Origin of the sequence: Stenotrophomonas sp. RS-48, assembly GCF_030053245.1 — a bacterium.
Classification (GTDB): Bacteria; Pseudomonadota; Gammaproteobacteria; order Xanthomonadales; family Xanthomonadaceae; genus Stenotrophomonas; species Stenotrophomonas maltophilia_P.
The window spans coordinates 1-19,647 of record NZ_JASGBV010000067.1 but is presented as its reverse complement, the minus strand read 5'-3'; the positions used below and the strand labels follow the sequence as shown (position 1 = coordinate 19,647).

The following is a 19,647-nucleotide window of genomic DNA, read 5'->3' as shown; positions in this document are numbered from 1 at the left end:
GCAGGGTAGCGGGCCGGCATTCCGGCCCGCCACGTCATGCCTCAGAACCGCAACGCGACTGCGCGTGACTCGATCGGTGCCATCCGGCTCTGGTCATGCAACTGCAGCTCGCGCAGTTCGAAGGGGGCACCGAAGCCGGCCGGCAGCGCTGCCTGGTCGAACGGCAGCACCAGCTGGCCGCGACCGGGACCGTCGAACCATGCGGCGGCGTGCGCCTGCGCGACCGGACGCAGTTGGCCATCCGGGCCCGTGGCGTGCAGGGTGCCGCGCGCTTCGTAGCGCCCGGCGGCGGCGACCTGCAACGGCAGCGCCACGCGCCGGCTGGCCTGGTCCGGTGTGGCCTGCCCGACGAAGCGGGCGGTCGGCCGGGCTACGGCGAAGGCGACCTTGCCGTCGCGCAGTACGCCATCGGCCTGGGCGAACACCTGCAGTTCCCACAGCCCCTGCGTGTTGCTGGCCTCGGCGGGAATCCGTACCTGCGCGTGCAGGCTGCCGTCGGCCGTACGCAGCAACCGCTGCGGCCAGCTGCGGCCATCGGGTGCGACCAGCAAGGCTTCGCCGCCCAGTCCTCCGCGGCGCGCCTGCAGCTGGGCGGGACTGGCTCCGTCTTCAAGCAGGCGTGCCCGCAGCTGTACGCTGCCGCCGGCCAGGACCTGCGGCTGGCTGGCCTGCACCTCCAGCCGCAACGGGCTGTTGGGTTCAAGCACCTGTACGACGTAGCGGCCCCGCGCCTGCGCGCTCTGCAGGCGGTAATTTCCCGCAGCACTGCCCGTGCCGGTGCGCAGCATGCTGCTGCCTTCGCCCACAGGCATGCCGGCGTCCTGCAGCTGCCGCGCGTCGACGGCGCGGGCGACGCTGCTGCGGCCGGCCGGATCCCGGACCTGCAGTGACTGCGCCGGAACCGCGCGCGCACCGGCTGCCGGGCTCAGCTGGATCACCGCATCGGGGGCGGTCAGCGGCAGCTCCAGGCCACGTTGCAGCTGCGCGCCATCGACCTGCTGCCAGTAGCTGCGGCTGACCGAGGCGTAGGGCGTGGAGGCCTGCAGGGCCTGCGCCGGGTCCAGTGCCCAGGCAAACGCCAGGGGCGCGTGTTCGCTGTCGTCAGGCGGCAGCGGTGCGGCCACCAGCGTGGCCACCACCTGGTCGCCGGGGAGGGCGCGCAGTGGCTGCGCAGCGTGCACCGTGGCGGAGGCCGTGGCCAGGGCTGCCAGCACGGCGATGGTCAGCGGAAGGGAATTCATCGTCATCGTCGTCGTCCTCACTGGGCCAGGTCGTTGCGCAGGATGGCGCCCAGGCCGAAGCACTCGCGGCGGCTCTGGTTGTGGCTCAACGGCTCGGCGCCCTGCGTGCGCGCGGTGTCGGTGAACCAGGTACTGCCCGCCGCCTTCTGGCTGCTGCACTCCAGGAAACCGTCCGAGCACGAGGACAGCCAGTTCTGGGTGAACTCCAGGCCGACGTTGGCCGCGTAGCCGCCGCAGTAGCTGTTGCTGTCCCACACGGCCGATTCGACATCGCTGCCGACCACCGCGCGGAACGGCTTGGGCAGTGCCGGCCGACCGGCCGTCCCGTACAGGTTCTGCGCGTTGTAAGTGGCCATACTGGCGACCTGCTGCTGGCGCACGGCATCGTTCTTGTAACCGAGCAGCCAGCCCAGGGAGGTTTCGAAGGTGTTGCCGTTGAGCACGGCATCGGCCAGCGGCGTACCCGCCGATGAGGGTGCCAGCGCGTTGACCTTGCGCACCGTGCGGATGATGTTCGGGTAGCGGCTGTCGTAGGTCGGGTTGGAGAGGATCCAGCGCATCACGTTGCCGCCGTTGGAATGGGTGATGACCACCAGCTGGGTGATGCCGCGGCTGTTGATGAAGCCGGTGAGCTGGTCGGCCAGGCAGCCGGCGGCTTCCGGCTTCCACATGTACTGCGTGAAATCGCAGTTGATGACCACATAGTTGCTGCTGTTCGGCAGCCCCTGGCGGACGGTGTCGATGATCGCCGGTTGCCAGTAGTCCTGGGTTGCGTTGGTCTGCGCGCCGGTGCCGTGCACGAAGGCCACGCCGACCACATCGGCGGCGGTGGCCGGCGTGACGGCCAGGCTGGCGAGCAGGACCAGGACGGTACTTCCTGTTGCGGTGCTGCGCATCGCTTCTCTCCCTCTGTCAGCGGATCCCCCCGACCCGGCTGGAATGGAATGGCACGCATGCCATCGTTGCGCCGATGCTCGATGCCCCGGCGCGTGAAAGTCCGTGCGCTGCGCCCGGATTCGGGAGAATGGCGGAGCACGATGACGCTTTTGCCCCGTTTTGATGACCATGCCGGGTCTGGCCGTATGACCGACGGCCACTGCGACGCCGGCTGCGGGCTGCGATCATGGCGTGGTGTTTCCTCTGCTGAGCCTGACCATGTCTGTGATCTTCCGCCCTGCCCGTCCCCTGCTTGGCCTGGCCATCGTGCTGGCGCTGGCCGGCTGTGCCGCGTCTGCTGCCCGGCCGACCGCCGTCGAAGCCAACGTCACCACCAAGGCCGTGGGCTATCTGGACGCGCGCGCCGTACCGGCCAGCCTGGCCCTGGTTCCGGCGCCACCCGCCGCGGGCTCGGCGGGCTTCGCCCTGGATGAACAGGTCAGCCGCGAAGCGCGTGCACTGCGCGGCAGCCCACGCTTCGCCCAGGCCACGCTGGATGCCGAACTGGCCTTTCCGGAAGGTGCCAACCAGTTCTCCTGCGCGGTCGACATCGATGTGGACGCGGTGAAGACGCCCGCGCTGTACCGCCTGCTGGAGCGCAGCCGGATCGACGCCAGTGCTGCCACCAAGGTCGCCAAGAACCACTACCAGCGCCCGCGCCCGTTCATGGGCAATGGCGAGCCGACCTGCACGCCGGATGATGAAGCGGGGCTGCGCAGCAACGGTTCCTATCCGTCCGGCCACACCTCGATCGGCTGGGCATGGGCCCTGATCCTGTCGGAGATCGCGCCGGATCGTGCCGATGCCATCCAGGCCCGTGGCCGCAACTATGGCGAGAGCCGCCTGGTGTGCAACGTGCACTGGCAGAGCGACATCCTCGAAGGCCGTTTCATGGGGGCTGCCGCCGTTGCCCGGCTGCATGACAATGCCGCGTTCCAGCGCGACCTGCTGGCGGCACGCAGCGAGATCGCCGCCGCGCGCAAGGCCGGCCTGCACTCCAGCCGCAACTGCACCGCCGAAGAGGCAGTGCTGAAGGTGCGCCCGCAGAGCGCGCTGTAAGCGCTCGCGGCGCAGAGGTGGCGCCGGGCCATGCCCGGCGGACACCGAACGCAGAAGGGCCGGCATTGCGCCGGCCCTTCTGCATTGCCTCGGTACAGCGACCGCATCAGAACTTCGCGGTGAACTCCACGCCCCAGGTCCGCGGCTCGTTGAGGAAGCCGGTCAGGTTGTTGAAGTCGATGGCACCGACCACGCGGGTCTGGTTGGTGAGGTTGCGGCCGAACACCGCCACGTCGTACTGGCCGTACTCCCAGTTGTAGCCCAGGCGCAGGCCGCCTTCCAGCGAACTGCGGCTGCGGAACTCCGGCGACTCGTAGATGAAGAAGTTCACCGGGCTGCGGTAGGCCCAGTCGGTGTAGGCGTACAGCTCGCTGCCATCGGTGAGCGGGAAGCCCACGCGCAGGGTCATGTTGTGGATCCACTTCGGCGCCTGCGGCAGCGGATTGCCGTTGACCAGGGCGTAGGTGCCGCCGTTGATCACCGTGGTCGGATCGGTGATGGTGCAGCCACCGCCGCAGATCGCCACGGCCAGGTTTCCGTCCTTGATCTCGGTGTCGTTGTAGCTGCTGCCCAGGGTCAGCAGGACGTTGTCGGCCAGGTAGGCTTCCAGGTCCAGCTCCACACCCTGGCCGATGGTCTTGTCGGCGTTGAGCAGGGTGGCGGTATTGTTGCTGCCGCCGACCGCGATCAGCTGCTGGCCGTCGACGTCGTAGCGGAACACGCTGAAGCCCAGGCGGGCGCGGCGATCGAACAGGTCGGCCTTGATGCCGGCTTCGTACGAGATCACCTTCTCGGAATCGGCCTGCGACACGCCACCGAAGGCCAGACGGCCCTGGATCGACGGCGCGCGGAAGCCCTTGGCCACGCGCGCGTACGCATTGACGTTGTCGGTCAGCTTGTACACACCGCTGACATCCCAGCTGACGTCATCGACGTCGGTGTTGGCCAGGTACGGCCCGCTCACCGGGGTGCCACCCTGCACGGCCTGCAGCACGCGCGCGGTGAAGTCCTTCTTGTCCTGCGTGTAGCGCACGCCGGCGCGCAGCTTGAAGCGGTCGGTGACATCGAAGTCGCCCGATGCGAACACCGCCCACGCCTTGTTGCGCTGGCTCTGCACGGCATGGCCGGTCTGCGGATTGCCCGGCGTCAGCGAGTCGTAGTTGAAGCTGTCGATGGTGACGTCTTCATCGAAGTAGAAGACACCGGCCTGCCAGTCGAAGCGGCCCCACTCATTGGATTCCACGCGGAATTCCTGGGTCCACTGGCGGTGGTGCGGCAGGCCATCGGCCGATTCGGACGGGAACGGAATGAAGCCCGGGCCATAATTGCCGGCGCCGAGGAACGAAGCACCGTAGCCACCGTCGATATCGCCGCGGTTGAGCGATTCGGCAGTCTCGTAGCCGGTGATGGAGTGCAAGGTCACCGAGCCGAGGTTCCACTGCAGGCGCGCGCTGCCGCCCCAGGTTTCCAGGTCGGAGAAGTTCACGCCGTCGTTGGCCACCTTGTCGCGGTCGAAGTTCTCGACCAGCGCGTTGCTGCCCTTCTGGATGATGTTGGCGCGGAACAGGCGGGCGGTGCCGTTGAGCTTGCGCTTGTGCAGGTTGAACAGGGCCTCGAAATCGTCGCCCTCGTACAGGAACTGCACGCGGCCGGCGGCCTCGTCATAGCCTTCAAAACCACTGTTGGGCGCGCCGACGCGGGTGTTGTCGACCCAGTCGTCACGGCGCTGGTAGATCGCCGAAACGCGTGCCGACCAGCGGTCGGTCAGCGGGCCGCCGTAGGCGCCCTGCACGTTCCAGCTGTTGTAGCTGCCGTAGCCGACGCGGACGTAGCCATCGGCATCCTGGGACGGACGCGCCGAATCGAACTTGACCACGCCGGCCGGCGTGTTGCGGCCGAACAGGGTGCCCTGCGGCCCACGCAGCACTTCCACGTTGGCCAGGTCGAACAACGGGAAGCCCTTCAGCAGCGGGCTTTCCTGCACCACGTCGTCGTACACCAGCGAGACCGGCTGCGAGGCATTGAGGTCGAAGTCGGTGTTGCCGAGGCCGCGCATGTAGAAGCGCGGGAAGGCACGGCCATAGGACGATTCGATGTTGAGGCTGGGTACGCGCGCGGCCAGGAAGCGGATGTCGTCGCCGGCCGAGCCGAGCACATCGAGCTTCTCGCCCTGGATCGCGGTGATCGCGACCGGCACGTCCTTGGCATTCTCGACGCGGCGCTGGGCCGTCACCTGCAGGGTATCGAGCGCGACCGGATCCTTGGCGGCGGGGGTTTCCTGGGCGGCTGCAACCAGCGGCAGCAGGGCGGAGAGAGCGGCAACGAGGGGGCGCGCGACCGGAATACGGCCGCGGGAAGTGCGGGTCGGGGACATGGCGGTAGGCTGTGTTTGGAGGGGTGGTAAAACGGCGCTACCAGATAATTGTTGCAATACAGCACCTGCGCCGCAAATGGCCGCTGTTCATGGCGCGGTCGCGGGCCACCGGGGAGGGTCGCTAGACTCGGGCTTTCCCACCCCGACCCGGCGCACCGCCATGACCCAGTGGTACTTCCATTCCTCCGCCCAGGCCGACCGCATCGGGCCGCTCGATGACGAAGCCGCGCGCCGCTACGCGCAGGCCAACCCCCGCGCGCTGGCCTGGTGCCAGGGTATGAGCGGCTGGACCGCGATCGCCGAGGTGCCCGAGCTGCAGGCGCCCGCCCCGGGCATGCCCAACACGCCGCCACCCGTGCCGGGCGGGCCTGCGCGGGGCCGGGCCGACGACATCGACTTCCGCATCGTCGGCCATGAGATGCAGTTCGTGGAGATCGAGCTGGATCCCGGCGAGAGCGCCATCGCCGAAGCCGGCGCGCTGATGTTCAAGGACGCCTCGGTGCAGATGGATACGGTGTTCGGCGACGGCACGCACAGCGGCCAGGGCGGCGGCATCATGGACAAGCTGATGTCGGCCGGCAAACGCGTGCTGACCGGCGAGAGCCTGTTCGCTACGCTCTATACGCATACCGGGCAGGGCAAGGCCAAGGTCGCTTTCGCCGCGCCCTACCCCGGCACCGTGCTGGCCATGAAGCTGGACCAGCACGGCGGCCGCCTGGTCTGCCAGAAGGACAGCTTCCTGGCCGGGGCGCGCGGCGTGCAGATCGGCGTGCAGTTCCAGCGCAAGATCATGACCGGCCTGTTCGGCGGCGAAGGCTTCATCATGCAGAAGCTGGAAGGCGATGGCTGGGTGTTCATCCACGCCGGAGGCTGTGTGGTCGAGCGCGAACTGGCCGCCGGCGAGCGCCTGGACGTCGATACCGGCTGCGTGGTCGCCTACCACCCGACGGTGGACATGGACGTGCGCCGGGTCAGTGGCATCAAGAGCATGGTGTTCGGTGGCGAGGGCGTGTTCCTGGCAACCCTGACCGGACCGGGCAAGGTCTGGCTGCAATCGCTGCCGTTCTCGCGCCTGGCCGGCCGGATGTGGATGGCCGCGCCGCAGGGAGGTGGGCAGAACCGCGGCGAAGGCTCGGTGCTGGGCGGCATCGGCCGCATCCTCGACGGCGACAACCGGTTCTGATCGCCCACGGGTAGCGCCGGACCATGCCCGGCGAGCGCAGCGGCCCTGAACTGCCCGCCAGGCCATGCCCGGCGCTACCCATGGCGGTCCATGAATAGGGCGTCGTCCTGCCCTGCCCGGCCCGCCGTGGCTTCGGTATGCTGGCGCCCTTCCCTGAATCCGGCGCCGCGAGCGCATTGCCGATGAGCCTGTTCCGTCCCCGCGTGCTGCTGTCCGTTGCCCTGCTTGGCCTGCTGGCCGGTTGCGGTGGCGATCCGGTGCGTCCGGCGCCGCCGCCGGCGCCGACCGTGGTGCCGCAGGCCAAGCCGGTGAAGATCGGCATCGCGCTGGGCGGCGGCGCGGCCAAGGGCTTTGCCCACATCGGCGTGATCAAGATGCTCGAGGCTAATGGCTTCGAGCCGGTGGTGGTGTCCGGCACCAGCGCCGGCAGTGTGGTCGGCGCGTTGTACGCCAGCGGCATGGATGCGTTCCAGATGCAGAGCCGGGCCGTCGCGCTGGATGAAGCCAGCATCCGCGACGTGCGCCTGTTCTCCGGCGGGCTGGTGCAGGGCCAGAAGCTGCAGGACTACGTCAACGAGCAGGTCGCCAACCGTCCGGCAGAGCGCCTGAAGAAGCCGTTCGCCGCCGTCGCCACCCAGCTCGAAACCGGCGAACGCGCGATCTTCGTGCGCGGCAATGTGGGCCAAGCCGTCCGTGCGTCCAGCAGCATCCCCGGCGTGTTCGAGCCGGTGAAGATCGGCGGACGCAACTACGTCGATGGCGGCGTGGTGAGCCCGGTGCCGGTCGATGCCGCGCGCCAGCTCGGCGCCGACTTCGTGATCGCCGTGGACATCTCCAGCAAGGCCAGTGGCAAGGCACCGACTGACATGCTCGGCATCGTCAACCAGTCGATCGCGATCATGGGCCAGCGCCTGGGCGAGCAGGAACTGGCCCGCGCCGACATCGTGATCCGCCCGCGCGTGCTGGATATCGGTGCGGCTGATTTCAGCCAGCGCGGGACCGCGATCCTGGAGGGAGAAAAGGCGGCGATGGCCGCGATGCCGCAGATCCGCGCGAAGATCCAGCAGATGCAGAAGGCGCGCGCCGCCGCGCTGGCACCGCCGCCGGTAGCCGCGCCGAAGTGCGAGGAGACCTCGCGGCTGGGCAGGCTGATGGGGCGCAAGGGCAAGTGCTGAGCCCTCGCCCGCGCTGAGCGGTGCTCAGGGTTCCAGCTGCGACAGTGGCAACGCCTGGAAGCCCTTCACCGTGCGCAGCACGAAGCTGGAATTGGCATCGGCCACGCCACCGGCATTGAGCAGGCGGTCCAGCAGGAAGCGCGAGAAGTGCTCGAGGTCGCGCACGTAGACGTGCAGCAGGTAATCCATGTCGCCGGTGAGCGCATGGCAGGCCACCACTTCATCCCAGCCCTGCACGCTGTCCACGAAATGCGCGATGGCCGCCTGGTCGTGCTTTTCCAGTTGCACCCGCACGAACGCCTGCAGGCCCAGCCGCAGCTGCCGGGGTTCCAGGCGCGCGCCATAGCCGACGATCACACCCTCGCTCTCCAGCCGCTGCAGGCGGCGCAGGCAGGCGGAGGGGGAGAGGTTCACCCGGGCCGCGAGCTCGGCATTGGTGGCGCGACCATCCCGCTGGATTTCGGCCAGCAGGCGTATATCCGTGCGATCGAACTGGACTTCTCCGGCCATTGTTGCCCCGCAACATGGTGAGTACGCAAGGATATTGCGCCAGCAAGGCTATTCCGCGCAACTTTTGCAACCCTGTTGCGCCCGCCCTGCCCTAGCATCGTGGACATCCCTTCAAGGAGCGTCCCATGGATCCCGCCCAGCCCCGCCGCGTCGAACACCAGCAGACCGACAAGGGCTACGTGCCGGTGTACACCACCGCGCTCGTCGAGCAGCCGTGGGATACCTACAGCGCCGATGACCACGCGACGTGGAGCACGCTGTACCAGCGCCAGCGCGAGCTGCTGGTTGGCCGTGCGTGCCGGGAGTTCCTGGACGCGCAGGACGAGATGGGCATGAGCGCGCACATGATTCCGCGCTTCGACCAGCTGAATGAAGTACTCGGCGCAGCCACCGGCTGGACGCTGGTGGGCGTGGAGGGGCTGCTGCCGGAGCTGGATTTCTTCGACCACCTGGCCAACCGCCGCTTCCCGGTCACGTGGTGGATCCGTCGCCCCGACCAGATCGACTACATCGCCGAGCCGGACCTGTTCCACGATCTGTTCGGCCATGTGCCGCTGCTGATGAATCCGGTGTTTGCCGATTACATGGAGGCCTACGGCCGTGGCGGTGTCAAAGCCCACGCCATCGGCCCGGAGGCGCTGCAGAACCTCACGCGCCTGTACTGGTACACGGTGGAGTTCGGCCTGATCGATACCCCGGATGGCCTGCGCATCTACGGCGCCGGTATCGTCTCGTCAAAGGGCGAATCGCTGTACTCGCTGGAATCGGCCGCGCCCAACCGCATCGGCTTCGACCTGCAGCGCATCATGCGCACGCGCTACCGCATCGATACCTTCCAGAAGACCTACTTCGTCATCGACAGCTTCGAGCAGCTGATGCAGGCGACGTCGCCGGACTTCACCCCGATCTATGCCTCGCTGGCCGAGCAGCAGCACCTGCCGGCCGGTGACGTGCAGGCCGACGACCGTGTGTTCCAGAAGGGAACCGGCGAAGGCTGGGCCGACGGCGGCGACGTGTGATGCGGCAGGGGCATCCGTAAGGCCGGCTCCACGCCCGGCTCCACGGGTCAGCGCGGGTATGCCAGCAGCAGCACCAGATCCTCGTCACCCACCTGCTGCAGTGCATGCGAACTGCCTTTGCGCGTCAGCAGGGCATCGCCTGCGCTGACGTCGTACTGCCTTCCGTCCAGCACGTAGCTGCCCTTCCCGCTGACGATGTAGTAGATCTCGTCCTTGTGCTGCGGATGCAGGCCGATGCCTGCACCCTTGTGCAGCACGCGCTTGCGCAGCACGAACGGCAGGTCCTTCTCTCCGGCGAAGAACGGATAGGCCGTGGTCGGTCCCGCGCCGCCATGCGGGCCGGGCTGGCGGATGGCGATGTCATGCTCATGGACCACGCGCGAGGGCTGCGCCGGTTGCCCGCCCTGCCCCGCCGCCGCGCCCACGTCACAGTCGATGTCGCGCACGAATGCATCTTCCAGCCCCGGCTGCAGCACCCTCCACTCGCGCAGCACCAGGCAGGCAACGGCGTTGGCGCCGGCCACACTGAAGTGGGTGCCGTCGGCCTTGCCCTGCTCGGGCACGAACAGGAAGTAGGGGCGTGCACCCTGCTCGCCCAGCGCGCGTATCCAGCGCGTGCTGCGGTCGTTGAGTTCGATCAGGGCAACGCGCTCGCGCGCGGCCAGCTGCTGCATCGCCCGCGTGTAACGCGCATGTGTGTCCAGCAGCGAACCGAAGTCATACAGCAGCCGCGCCACCGGCGTGACCAGCACCGGCGTGGCGCCCTTGTCGCGCGCCACCTGCACGTAATGCATCAGCAGGCGCGGATAGTCGCTGTCCGGATCGGTATAGCGCGTGGGATCTTCGAACTTGGCGTCGTTATGGCCGAACTGGATCAGCAGCACGTCGCCGCGGCGCAGCTCGCTGGCGATCGCATCCAGGCGGCCTTCATCGATGAAGCTGCGCGTGCTGCGGCCTCCCCGGGCGTGGTTGCGCACTTCGAACCGCGCCGGATCGAGGTAGCTCTGCAGGGCCTGGCCCCAGCCCGCCTGCGGCGCGCGCTCGGGACCGTACTCGGCCGCGGTGGAGTCACCAGCGATGAACACCCGCACCGGCGCCGCCTGCGCGGTGGTGCACGACAGCAGCAACAACAGCAACAGCCTTCGCATCGCGGCACTCCTGTAGAGCCGAGCCATGCTCGGCTGTTTTTCGATCAGAGCGCGACAGCCGAGCATGGGCTCGGCTCTACAGACCGGTGTGCCTCAGCGCGCCAACCAGCCACCATCGACCGGCAGCACGGCGCCGTTGATGTAATCCGATGCGCTGGATGCCAGGAACACCGCCGCGCCGGCCAGATCCTCCGGTGTGCCCCAACGGCCGGCCGGAATGCGATCCAGGATCGCCTTGTTGCGGTCGGCGTCGGCACGTAGGGCCGCCGTGTTGTCCGTGGCCATGTAGCCCGGCGCGATCGCGTTGATGTTGACGCCCTTGCCGGCCCATTCGTTGGCCAGCAGGCGGGTGATGCCGGCGATGCCACTCTTGCTGGCGGTGTACGACGGCACCCGGATGCCGCCCTGGAATGACAGCATCGAGGCGATGTTGATGATCTTGCCGCTGCCCTGGGCGATGAAATGACGGCCCGCCGCCTGCGAGATGAAGAACGCCGACTTGATGTTGACGTTCATCACGTCATCCCAGTCCTGTTCGCTGAACTCCACCGCGTCGGCGCGGCGGATCAGGCCGGCATTGTTGACCAGGATATCCAGGCCACCCAGTCCCTCGATGGTTTCGCGCACCACGCGCTCGACCGGCTCGATGCTGATCAGGTTGGCTTCCACCGCCAGGCAGCGTCGGCCGAGCGCGGTGATCTTCTCGATGGTTTCGGTGGGCGGCGCGATGCCGGCCACGGCGACATCGGCGCCGGCGGTGGCCAGCGCAACCGCGATACCTTGGCCCAGACCGGTATTACCACCGGTTACCAGAGCGACTTTGCCTTCCAGGCTGAAGGGATTGGCCATTGCGTGTGCGTTCCTTGGTAGAGGTGTGCGTGATGCAGGCGAACGGCCACCGGCACGCGTGCGCGGCGGCCAGGCAGGACTTACTTGAGCTGGCAGATGTCCAGCACGTGCATGTCGGTGTAATCCAGGTTCTCGCCGCCCATCGCCCAGATGAAGGCGTAGTTGCTGGTACCGGCACCCATGTGGATCGACCACGGCGGCGATACCACGGCTTCGTTGTTCTGGATGACGATGTGGCGCTGCGCGTCCGGTTCGCCCATGAAGTGGTACACGCGGTCGTTGTCGCCCAGGTCGAAGTAGAAATAGACCTCGCTGCGGCGGTCATGCAGGTGCGGCGGCATGGTGTTCCACACGCTGCCGGGCTTGAGCACGGTCAGGCCCAGCAGCAGCTGCGAGGACTGGCAGGTGGCCGGCACGATGTACTGGTAGATGGTGCGCTCGTTGCTGGTCTCCAGCGCGCCGCGGTCCAGCGCTACCGCGTCCTTGATCGACAGCTGCTTGGTTTCAAAGCGCGCATGGGCCGGGGTCGAGGCCAGGTAGAACTGAGCGGGGTTGGCGGCGTCCTGCGAGGCGAACACGACGTCCTTGCTGCCCATCGCCACGTACAGGCCATCCTTCGGGCCCAGCGTGTAGACGGTGCCGTCGACGGTGACCGTACCGGTACCGCTGCCGACGTTGATCACGCCCAGCTCGCGACGCTCCAGGAACGGATGGCCGGCGGCCGACGCCGGTTCGGTCTGCACCGGCAGCGCCAGCGGCGCATCCAGGGGCGCCGCGCCACCGAGTACGAAGCGCTCGTAGTGGGTGTACTTCAGCGTCACCTGGCCGGGGTTGAACAGGCCGTCGAGCAGGTACAGCTCGCGCAGCTGGTCGTTGCTGGCGCCCTTGATGGCGTCGGGATGGGTGGCGTAGTGGGTCTTGCAGTACATGGCATCTCCAGAGCAGGGGGCGGGCCGATCATTCGGCCCCGGCACGGTTCAGGGGGATTCTAGCGACGTTGGTAACCGGTGTCATTTTGCGCCGCACGATAGCGCTCAACGGTCGCGGCAAGGTGGGGCGGCTTCAACGGAGTCGCAGGCAGGCCTGCGGGCTACCGGACTGATCCCCGCCGGATCAGTCCTCCGGCGGCTGGCAGGAGTCGCGCACGATCAGGTGCGGGCGCACGCTGGCGATCTGCAGCGCCGGCTGGCCGTCGGGCTGGATCAGCATCGCCGCAGCGGTGCGGCCGGTATCGCGGGTATGGCGCCGTACCGAGGTCAGCGACGGCCAAAGGCGCGAGGCCAGCGGGCTGTCGTCGTAGCCGATGATGGACAGCTGGCGCGGGATATTGATGCCTGCACGCAGCGCCACCTTGTAGATGCCCGCCGCCATTTCATCGTTCCCGGTGAAGATCGCGGTCGGCCGGCGCTTGCCCAGCAGCAGCTTCTCGGCGGCGGCCACGCCCGATTCAAAGGTGTAGCCCGCCTCGATGATGCGGTCCTTGGGCAGCTCGATGCCACGCTGCGACAGCGCATCGATGAAGCCGGCGGTACGCTCGTGCGCCGAACGATAGGCACTGGGCCCGGTCACCAGGGCGATGTCGCGGTGGCCCAGCGAGAGCAGGTAGTCGGCCGCTTCGGCGGCGCCGTCACGATCGTGGGTGACCACCATCTGCGAACTCTCGTCCAGCGGCAGCGCGGCCACGCGGGTGAAGCGGCAGCCGATCTCATCCAGCATGTCCGCCAGCGCCTGGTCCTCGGAGGCACGCGGTACCAGGATCACCCCATGCAGCTTCTGCTGCTGCACGAAGCGGCGCACGCCGTCGATGTAGCCCGGGCTGCGGCTGTCGCAGGGGTGCACGACCAGCTCGAAGCTGGAACCGCGCAGCGCGTCGAGTGCACCGTACTGCATGTCCACGATGTACTGGGCGGTGGGGTTGTCGTAGACCATGCCGATCAGGAAGGATCGACGGAAGGCCAGGCCGCGCGCCAGCGGATCGGGCGTATAGCCCACCTCGCGCATCAGGGCCTCTACCTTGTCGCGCGTGTCCTTGCGCACCAGCGGTGAGTTGTTGATGATCCTTGAAACCGTTTTCTTGGACACTCCGGACAGTCGCGCGATGTCGTTGATCGTGGCTGCCTTGCCTTTGGCCAATGCCGGCGTGGCGGCATCATTCTTGTTGCGCACTGACATGTAATGGACCAGGTAAGTCGGGGGATTTCCGGCCGCGCACTCAGTCCAGCGCGCGGTAGCGGAAGCTGCGGAAGGTCACCGCACCGTCACCGGCAGCGTACAGCGCCGGCTTCAGGGCGAGAAACTTACCAGCCACATTGTGATGGTAACCCGAGGTTTCCATCTGAACCGGGTACTTCTGCCAGGTCCGGCCGTCGCTGCTGGTATGGAAGGTGACGATATGGCGGTTGTTGGTGACGCGCAGCCAGAGCCGCCCGCCGCGCTCGCTGGGCGCAAGCCGGGCAGGGCGTTCCTCGCCGTAGCGGTGCATGATGAACTGCTCGCCGTTGCTGCCCACGCCTACATAAAGACGGTCGCTGTAGAACAGCAGCGCGCCCCGACTGCGCCCGGCGCTACCTCCAGCTCCACCTCGAACTGGTAGGCCGGATCGCCGGCGATGGTGGTCAGCGGAGACGCATCGCGCGGCGCACTGCCCTTGCCCTGCATCACCAGCCCATCGCCGCTGAAGCGCAGGCGCCGGTACTCGTCACTGCCCGGGTTGAAGAACGCCCACTGTGGCCCGAGCCTGCCGCCGCGGAAATCATCCGAAAGCGCCATGCCGTGCGGTGCCAGGGCGCTTCCGGAAGGCTTGCGCAGCGGTTGGCCGAGGTCACCGCCCCTGGCAACGAACCAGCCATCGTCCGTCCACTCGATCGGGTCCAGCAGGGTCTGCCGGCCCAGGGTCCAGAAGCCGTTCTCATACCCGTGATACATCATCCACCAGCGACCGTCGGTGCCTTCGATCACTGTCGCGTGGCCTCGTGACCACCACGGCTCGGACGCCGACTGCGTGCGCGTGATCGGATTGTTCGGTGCGTTCTGCCAGGGCCCATGGATGGAGCGCGAGCGCGCAGTGATCACCATGTGCCCGGTGGGTGGGCCGGCGGTGCCTCCCACGGCGGTGGTCATGTAGTACCAGCCCTCGCGGAAGTGGATCTTCGGTCCTTCCTGCGCATAGGCTTCCACATCCCAGCTCTGCGGATAGCGCCAGCCGTCGTAGACATGCTTCGGTGTGCCGACCACGCTCAGCCCGTCATCGGCCAGCTGCACATAGTCGCCTCCACTGAGGAACAGGTAGCGCTTGCCGTCCTCGCCCACCGCATGGCCGGGGTCGATGTAGCCGCCCAGGCCGATGTCGATCGGATCGCTCCACGGCCCGCGGATGTCATCGGCCCACACCACGAAGTTGCTGCGGTGTTCGCCGGTCCGGGCCGGGAAGTAGATGAAGTAGCGACCCTGGTGCTTGACGATGTCCGGTGCCCAGATCGCACCCACGTTGCGGGTGATGGCATGACCCAGCGGCTGCCAGTTGACCAGGTCCCGCGAATGCCAGATCGGCAGGCCGGGATAGGCGTCGAAGGAGGACAGGGTCAGGTAGTAGTCCTGTCCGTCCTTCAGGACCGACGGATCGGGGCGGTCGCCGGCCAGCACCGGGTTCAGGTAGGTGCCGTCGCCGAGATCGGCCTGGCGCTGGTTCTCCAGCCCACGTGCCCAGGTCGGTGAGGCCGGGCCGGAGGCCAGCGCCGGAAGCGCGGCCAGAAGCAGGCTGGCCAGGGCCACGGCAGGGATGCGGCGAAGCGGACGGTGCATGGCAGCGGTCTCCGGCTCAGCTGCGCAGCGTGGCCGGCAGCCACAGCGACAGGGCAGGGAAGAAGGTGACCACCAGCAGCACGCCCAGCGCAGCGAACCAGAACGGCCAGATGGTACGCATGCTCTGGCCCACGCTGATCTTGCCGATGGCGGTACCGATGAACAGCACCGAGCCCACCGGCGGTGTCACCAGGCCCAGGCCGCCGGTCAGCACCAGCACCAGCCCGAAGTGGATCGGATCGATGCCGTACGCGCGCGCCACCGGCAGGAAGATCGGCGTGCAGATCAGGATCATCGGTGCCAGGTCCATGAAGGTTCCCAGCAGCAACAGCATCACCACGATCATCAGCAGCACCATGAACTGGCTGTGCGCGAAGGACTGCAGGAAATCCACCGCCGCCGCCGGCACCTGCAGGTAGGCCAGCAGCCAGCCGAATACCGCAGCGGTGGCGATCACGAACAGGATCACGCCGGTGCTGCGTGCGGCGTGGACGACCGTGGCGAAGAACTCGCGCCAGCGCAGTTGCCGGTACAGCACCGTGGTCACCAGCAGTGCGTACACCACGGCGATCGCCGCGCTTTCCACCGCAGTGAAGATGCCGGCGCGGATGCCGACGAAGATCAGCGCGACCAGACCGAGGCCGGGCAGGGCGGAGATCATCCGCAGCAGCACCGCGCGCCAGCCCGGGAACACCTCCACGCCATAGCCGCGGCGGCGCGCGACGACGTAGCCGGTGATCATCAATGCCAGCGTCATCAGCAGTGCCGGAACGATGCCGGCCGCGAACAGATCGGCGATCGAGAGGCCGCCACCGGCTGCGGCCGAGAACAGGATCAGGTTGTGCGAGGGCGGAACCAGCAGCGCGACCAGGGCGGCGGTGATGCTGACATTGACGGCGAAATCGCGGTCATAGCCGCGCTTGACCATCTGCGGAATCATCGTGCCACCCACCGCCGAAACATCCGCGATGGCCGAGCCGGAGACGCCGCCGAAGAACAGCGAGGACAGGATCGAAACCTGGCCCAGGCCGCCACGCAGGCGCCCCACCAGCGAGGACGCCAGCGCGATCAGGCGCTCGGAGATGCCGCCGCGCATCATGATCTCGCCGGCGAAGATGAACAGTGGAATGGCGATCAGCGATGCGGACCCGGTGCCTGCCGAAATCTGCTGGACCAGAACGATGGACGGGATGTCCAGGTAGAGCAGGGTGGCAAGGGCGGCCGCAGCCAGCGCGTAGGCCACCGGCACGCCCAGCAGCAGGAACACCGCGAACACCGAGAACAGAATGGCGATACCCATGGATCAACGATCTCCTTCAGCGTCATCGGCGGCAGCGTCTGCCGGCGTGGACTGCGTGGCCTTCCACGCACGGTTCAGCGCGAACACCACCATCAGCACGCCGCCCAGCGCCAGCGGCAGGTAGTTGATGCTCTGCGGAAGCTCGGCACCGGCGGTCTTGATGTCCAGGCCGTCGAGAAGAAGCTCGGCCGACCACACTGCGATGAACGCGCCCAGCACGGCCACCACCAGTTGCACCAGCACGTCCACAGCGCGGCGCAGCGCCGGCGCCATGTAGGCATGCAGCAGGAAGAAGCCGAAGTGGCGGTTGGTGTGCACGCCACAGGCCGCGCCCAGGCTCATCGCGGTGCTGAGCAGCAGAAGGGTCACCGGTTCGGTCCAGCTCGGGGAATCGTTGATCACATAGCGCGCGAAGACCTGCCAGCCCTGCACCACCACCAGCCCCAGCAGGGCCGCCACGGCGGTGTAGATGGCAATGTCGGCGACGCGGTCCAGCAGGCGCTGCCCGGGGCCGGGTGGGGAAAATGTCGTCGTTTCGGTCATGGCTGTGTCCTCAGGCTGCACCGCGGATGCGATCGACCAGCGCGGCGATTTCCGCGTGCTGCAGGTACTGCTGCAGCAGGGGCTGCGCGGCGGCGCGGAACGCCGGCATGTCGACCTCGTTGGCCTTCACGCCGTACGCCAGCACCGCGCGTCGTGCCGCATCCTCGGAGGCATCCCACTGGTCGCGCATCACCTTCACCGACGCACGTGCGGTCTCCAGCAGCAGCTGGCGGTCATCCGGCTGCAGCCGCTCGAAACTGGCGCGTGACATCAGCAGCACGTCCGGTGCATAGGAGTGATCGCTCTGCGACCAGTAGTGCGCAGCCTCGAAGTGACGGCTGGAGTGGAAGCTGCGCATGTTGTTCTCGGCACCGTCGATCATGTGCGTCTCCATGCCGGAGAACGTATCGCCCAGCGACATCGGCGTCGGGTTGGCGCCGAGCAGCCGCATCAGCTGGATGAAGATGTCCGATGATGCGACGCGCAGCTTCAGCCCGTGCAGGTCACCGGGCTGCGTGATCGGATGCCGGGTGTTGTAGAAGCAGCGCGCACCGGAATCGTAGATGGCCAGGCCGACCAGGTCGCGGCGTTCGAAGCCGCGCAGCACGGCATCGGCCACGCCGCCATCAAGCGCTGCCCGCTGGTGCGCCACCGATTCGAACACGTAGGGCAGGCACAGCGCCTGGGTCAGCGGAAACGCGTTGTTCAGCGCGCCCGCATAGACACGGGTGATGTCGATGGCGCCGAAGCGGGCCATGTCGATCGCTTCGGACTCGCGGCCGAGCTGGCCCGAGTGGTACTGGCGCAGACGCAGGCGTCCCTGGGTCTCACGCTGCAGGGTCTCGCCGATCCACTTCACCGCTGTCACGGTGGGGTAATCGGCCACGTGCACATCGGTCGCCGTCAGCAGTTGGCCGCCGGCTGCGTCAGGGCCCGGCCCGCGGCCACAGGCGGCGAGCAGGGGAGTGGCAAGTGCAGTGGCGCCACCGGCCAGGAAATGTCGTCGTGTGATCATCTGCGCCCTCCCGCGCGTGTTCACTGGTTCGTGCCGCGGCTTACCCGGCCGGCACGGCCCTGCAGGCAATCTCGCCGAAGCCGGCGAAGCGCACCAGCGCCGTTTGTCCTGCCTGGATGTCGTGGATGCCGGTCGCATTGCCGGTGGCGATCAGGTCGCCACGCCGCAGGGGCCGGCCGCGAAGCGCGGAACGGGACAACGCGAACGCGTACGCTGCGCGCAGGCCACCGGGCAGGCGGCTCGCGCCGCCGACCCCGACCACTTCACCCTCGATCAGGGTCTCGGCGCGCAACGCCGACTCATCGAGGGACGTCCAGTTGCCGATCTCCGGCCCCAGCACGAGGCCGTTGTTGTTGCCGAAGTCGGATACCACCACGCGCGGGCCCAGCTCGTTGATCGTTGCCAGCGGGCTGCTGGCAACCTCGACACCGAGGTACAGGCGGGCCGGCAACGCTTCAGCCTGTTCCGGCGACCAGTGCAGCTGGTCGGCGGGGGCATCCTCCAGCAGTTCCAGCACGTACTCGGCCTCGATCGCGGCGAAACCGCCGACGAACACCGGAACATCCGTTGTTCCACCGGTAGCATTTTTGAGCTGAGGCTTGAAGATCGGCCCCAGCAGCCGTTCGTCCCCGGACGCATCGCGGCGTTCGGCAGCGATGTAGCCGACCTTCCAGCCGACCACCGGCTGGTTCCAGCGGGCGATGGCCAGGTCCTGGACCTGGTAGGCCGCGACCAGGTCCGCCGGGATGTCGCCCGGGAACGCCTCCAGTGCCTGGCCCGCAAGGCGTGCGGTGGTGAAGGCCTGGGCAATCGCGGCCGCATCGGCCGGCGGCGTGTGCCCATGTATGCCGTGTTCGTTGCTCAAGAACGTCTCCCTCTGGCGTTGTTGCGCTGCCTATCGACAGCGTCTGCAGGACGTGTATATGGTAAACCGGTGTCATCACGCAAGCGGCAGCGCATCACGCCGTCTTTGCCGACGCCGCCAGCGCCCTGTCCTGTCCTGTTGGAGCCCCGTCAGTCATGCGTCTGCCCATCGTGTTGCTGTGCCTGTCCCTGCTGCTGCCGGCGGCGCCCGCCTGCGCGGTCGACACGTCGTTGCGCGAAGGCGAGCGTGTGGCCCAGGCGTTGCCCGGCGAGCAGCTGCCGTTGTGGCCGGCAGGCGCAGTGCCGGGCGAACCCGGCCCCGCACGTCCGACGCGGGTGGTCGAGCGCAGTGCGGACCCTGCACGCCCGGACCGCTACGCCGACCAGATCGACGCGCCTTCTCTGCTGGTGTACACACCCGCCCGGCCGAACGGCCGGGCCCTGCTGGTGATCCCCGGCGGCGGCTACCAGCGGGTGGTGATCGACAAGGAGGGCAGCGCGCTGGTTCCGTTCTGGGTGGACGGCGCCGGCTACACCCTGTTCGTCCTGCGCTACCGCCTGCCGCAGCCGGGGCGCGACCGCCAGGCCGCGCTCGCCGACGCGCAGCGCGCGCTGCGGGTGGTGCGCGAC

16 protein-coding genes and 2 pseudogenes are annotated in these 19,647 nt (G+C 67.9%); 5 read left to right on the top strand and 13 right to left on the bottom strand.

Features of this window, described 5'->3' with window-relative positions; genetic code table 11:
• Window positions 1-41: 41 nt before the first annotated feature.
• A complete protein-coding gene (locus QMZ25_RS12990) occupies window positions 42-1,247 on the bottom strand; it encodes a DUF4785 domain-containing protein (RefSeq protein ID WP_283219739.1) in 1,206 nt (401 codons plus the stop codon).
• A gap of 11 nt (window positions 1,248-1,258) precedes the next feature.
• The gene (locus tag QMZ25_RS12985; RefSeq protein WP_283219738.1) at window positions 1,259-2,137 is read right to left on the bottom strand and encodes a hypothetical protein; all 879 of its coding nucleotides are present in this window, start codon (window positions 2,135-2,137) and stop codon (window positions 1,259-1,261) included.
• A 259-nt stretch (window positions 2,138-2,396) separates the two neighbouring features.
• Between QMZ25_RS12985 and QMZ25_RS12980 the strand changes: the two genes are divergently transcribed.
• Window positions 2,397-3,236, top strand: coding sequence for a phosphatase PAP2 family protein (locus QMZ25_RS12980; RefSeq protein ID WP_283219737.1), 840 nt, complete (start codon window positions 2,397-2,399; stop codon window positions 3,234-3,236).
• A gap of 106 nt (window positions 3,237-3,342) precedes the next feature.
• Here QMZ25_RS12980 and QMZ25_RS12975 read toward each other — a convergent pair whose 3' ends face one another.
• Window positions 3,343-5,610 carry a TonB-dependent receptor gene (locus tag QMZ25_RS12975; RefSeq protein ID WP_193395692.1) on the bottom strand — a complete coding sequence of 756 codons (2,268 nt, stop codon included), beginning with the start codon at window positions 5,608-5,610 and terminating at the stop codon, window positions 3,343-3,345.
• 160 nt (window positions 5,611-5,770) lie between these two features.
• On the opposite strand from QMZ25_RS12975, the gene QMZ25_RS12970 reads away from it, so the two are divergent.
• Entirely contained in the window at window positions 5,771-6,793 is a 1,023-nt protein-coding gene (locus QMZ25_RS12970; RefSeq protein ID WP_053516031.1) for a TIGR00266 family protein, read from the top strand.
• 182 nt (window positions 6,794-6,975) lie between these two features.
• Window positions 6,976-7,968, top strand: a complete 993-nt coding sequence (locus QMZ25_RS12965) for a patatin-like phospholipase family protein (RefSeq protein WP_053516029.1) — start codon at window positions 6,976-6,978, stop codon at window positions 7,966-7,968.
• A gap of 24 nt (window positions 7,969-7,992) precedes the next feature.
• Here the strand turns inward: QMZ25_RS12965 and QMZ25_RS12960 are convergent, their stop codons facing one another.
• Window positions 7,993-8,478, bottom strand: a complete 486-nt coding sequence (locus QMZ25_RS12960) for an Lrp/AsnC family transcriptional regulator (protein ID WP_053516027.1) — start codon at window positions 8,476-8,478, stop codon at window positions 7,993-7,995.
• A 125-nt stretch (window positions 8,479-8,603) separates the two neighbouring features.
• Here QMZ25_RS12960 and phhA point away from each other — a divergent pair, with 125 nt between their 5' ends.
• A complete protein-coding gene (gene phhA / locus QMZ25_RS12955; RefSeq protein ID WP_053516024.1) occupies window positions 8,604-9,497 on the top strand; it encodes a phenylalanine 4-monooxygenase in 894 nt (297 codons plus the stop codon).
• A gap of 47 nt (window positions 9,498-9,544) precedes the next feature.
• Here the strand turns inward: phhA and QMZ25_RS12950 are convergent, their stop codons facing one another.
• The 9 genes and pseudogenes from QMZ25_RS12950 to QMZ25_RS12910 all read right to left on the bottom strand — a co-directional run bounded on the left by QMZ25_RS12950 (window position 9,545) and on the right by QMZ25_RS12910 (window position 19,018).
• Window positions 9,545-10,645: a GDSL-type esterase/lipase family protein gene (locus tag QMZ25_RS12950; protein ID WP_283219736.1), complete on the bottom strand. Its 1,101-nt coding sequence runs from the start codon at window positions 10,643-10,645 to the stop codon at window positions 9,545-9,547.
• A gap of 93 nt (window positions 10,646-10,738) precedes the next feature.
• Window positions 10,739-11,494: a 2-dehydro-3-deoxy-D-gluconate 5-dehydrogenase KduD gene (kduD, locus tag QMZ25_RS12945; protein WP_053516021.1), complete on the bottom strand. Its 756-nt coding sequence runs from the start codon at window positions 11,492-11,494 to the stop codon at window positions 10,739-10,741.
• 80 nt (window positions 11,495-11,574) lie between these two features.
• Complete coding sequence (gene kduI, locus QMZ25_RS12940; protein WP_053516019.1) at window positions 11,575-12,423, bottom strand: 5-dehydro-4-deoxy-D-glucuronate isomerase; 849 nt, start codon at window positions 12,421-12,423, stop codon at window positions 11,575-11,577.
• Between the two features lie 184 nt (window positions 12,424-12,607).
• Window positions 12,608-13,666: a LacI family DNA-binding transcriptional regulator gene (locus QMZ25_RS12935; protein ID WP_053516017.1), complete on the bottom strand. Its 1,059-nt coding sequence runs from the start codon at window positions 13,664-13,666 to the stop codon at window positions 12,608-12,610.
• Between the two features lie 40 nt (window positions 13,667-13,706).
• Window positions 13,707-15,295, bottom strand: a pseudogene (locus QMZ25_RS12930) (family 43 glycosylhydrolase).
• A gap of 16 nt (window positions 15,296-15,311) precedes the next feature.
• A complete protein-coding gene (locus QMZ25_RS12925) occupies window positions 15,312-16,595 on the bottom strand; it encodes a TRAP transporter large permease (RefSeq protein WP_065174099.1) in 1,284 nt (427 codons plus the stop codon).
• Between the two features lie 3 nt (window positions 16,596-16,598).
• Window positions 16,599-17,138: a TRAP transporter small permease gene (locus tag QMZ25_RS12920; protein ID WP_053516012.1), complete on the bottom strand. Its 540-nt coding sequence runs from the start codon at window positions 17,136-17,138 to the stop codon at window positions 16,599-16,601.
• 10 nt (window positions 17,139-17,148) lie between these two features.
• Entirely contained in the window at window positions 17,149-18,153 is a 1,005-nt protein-coding gene (locus QMZ25_RS12915; protein WP_065182105.1) for a TRAP transporter substrate-binding protein, read from the bottom strand.
• A gap of 40 nt (window positions 18,154-18,193) precedes the next feature.
• On the bottom strand, window positions 18,194-19,018 hold the full coding sequence (locus QMZ25_RS12910) for a 2-keto-4-pentenoate hydratase (RefSeq protein WP_277381248.1): 825 nt from the start codon (window positions 19,016-19,018) through the stop codon (window positions 18,194-18,196).
• 173 nt (window positions 19,019-19,191) lie between these two features.
• On the opposite strand from QMZ25_RS12910, the pseudogene QMZ25_RS12905 reads away from it, so the two are divergent.
• Window positions 19,192-19,647, top strand: a pseudogene (locus QMZ25_RS12905) (alpha/beta hydrolase); the annotation flags it as partial.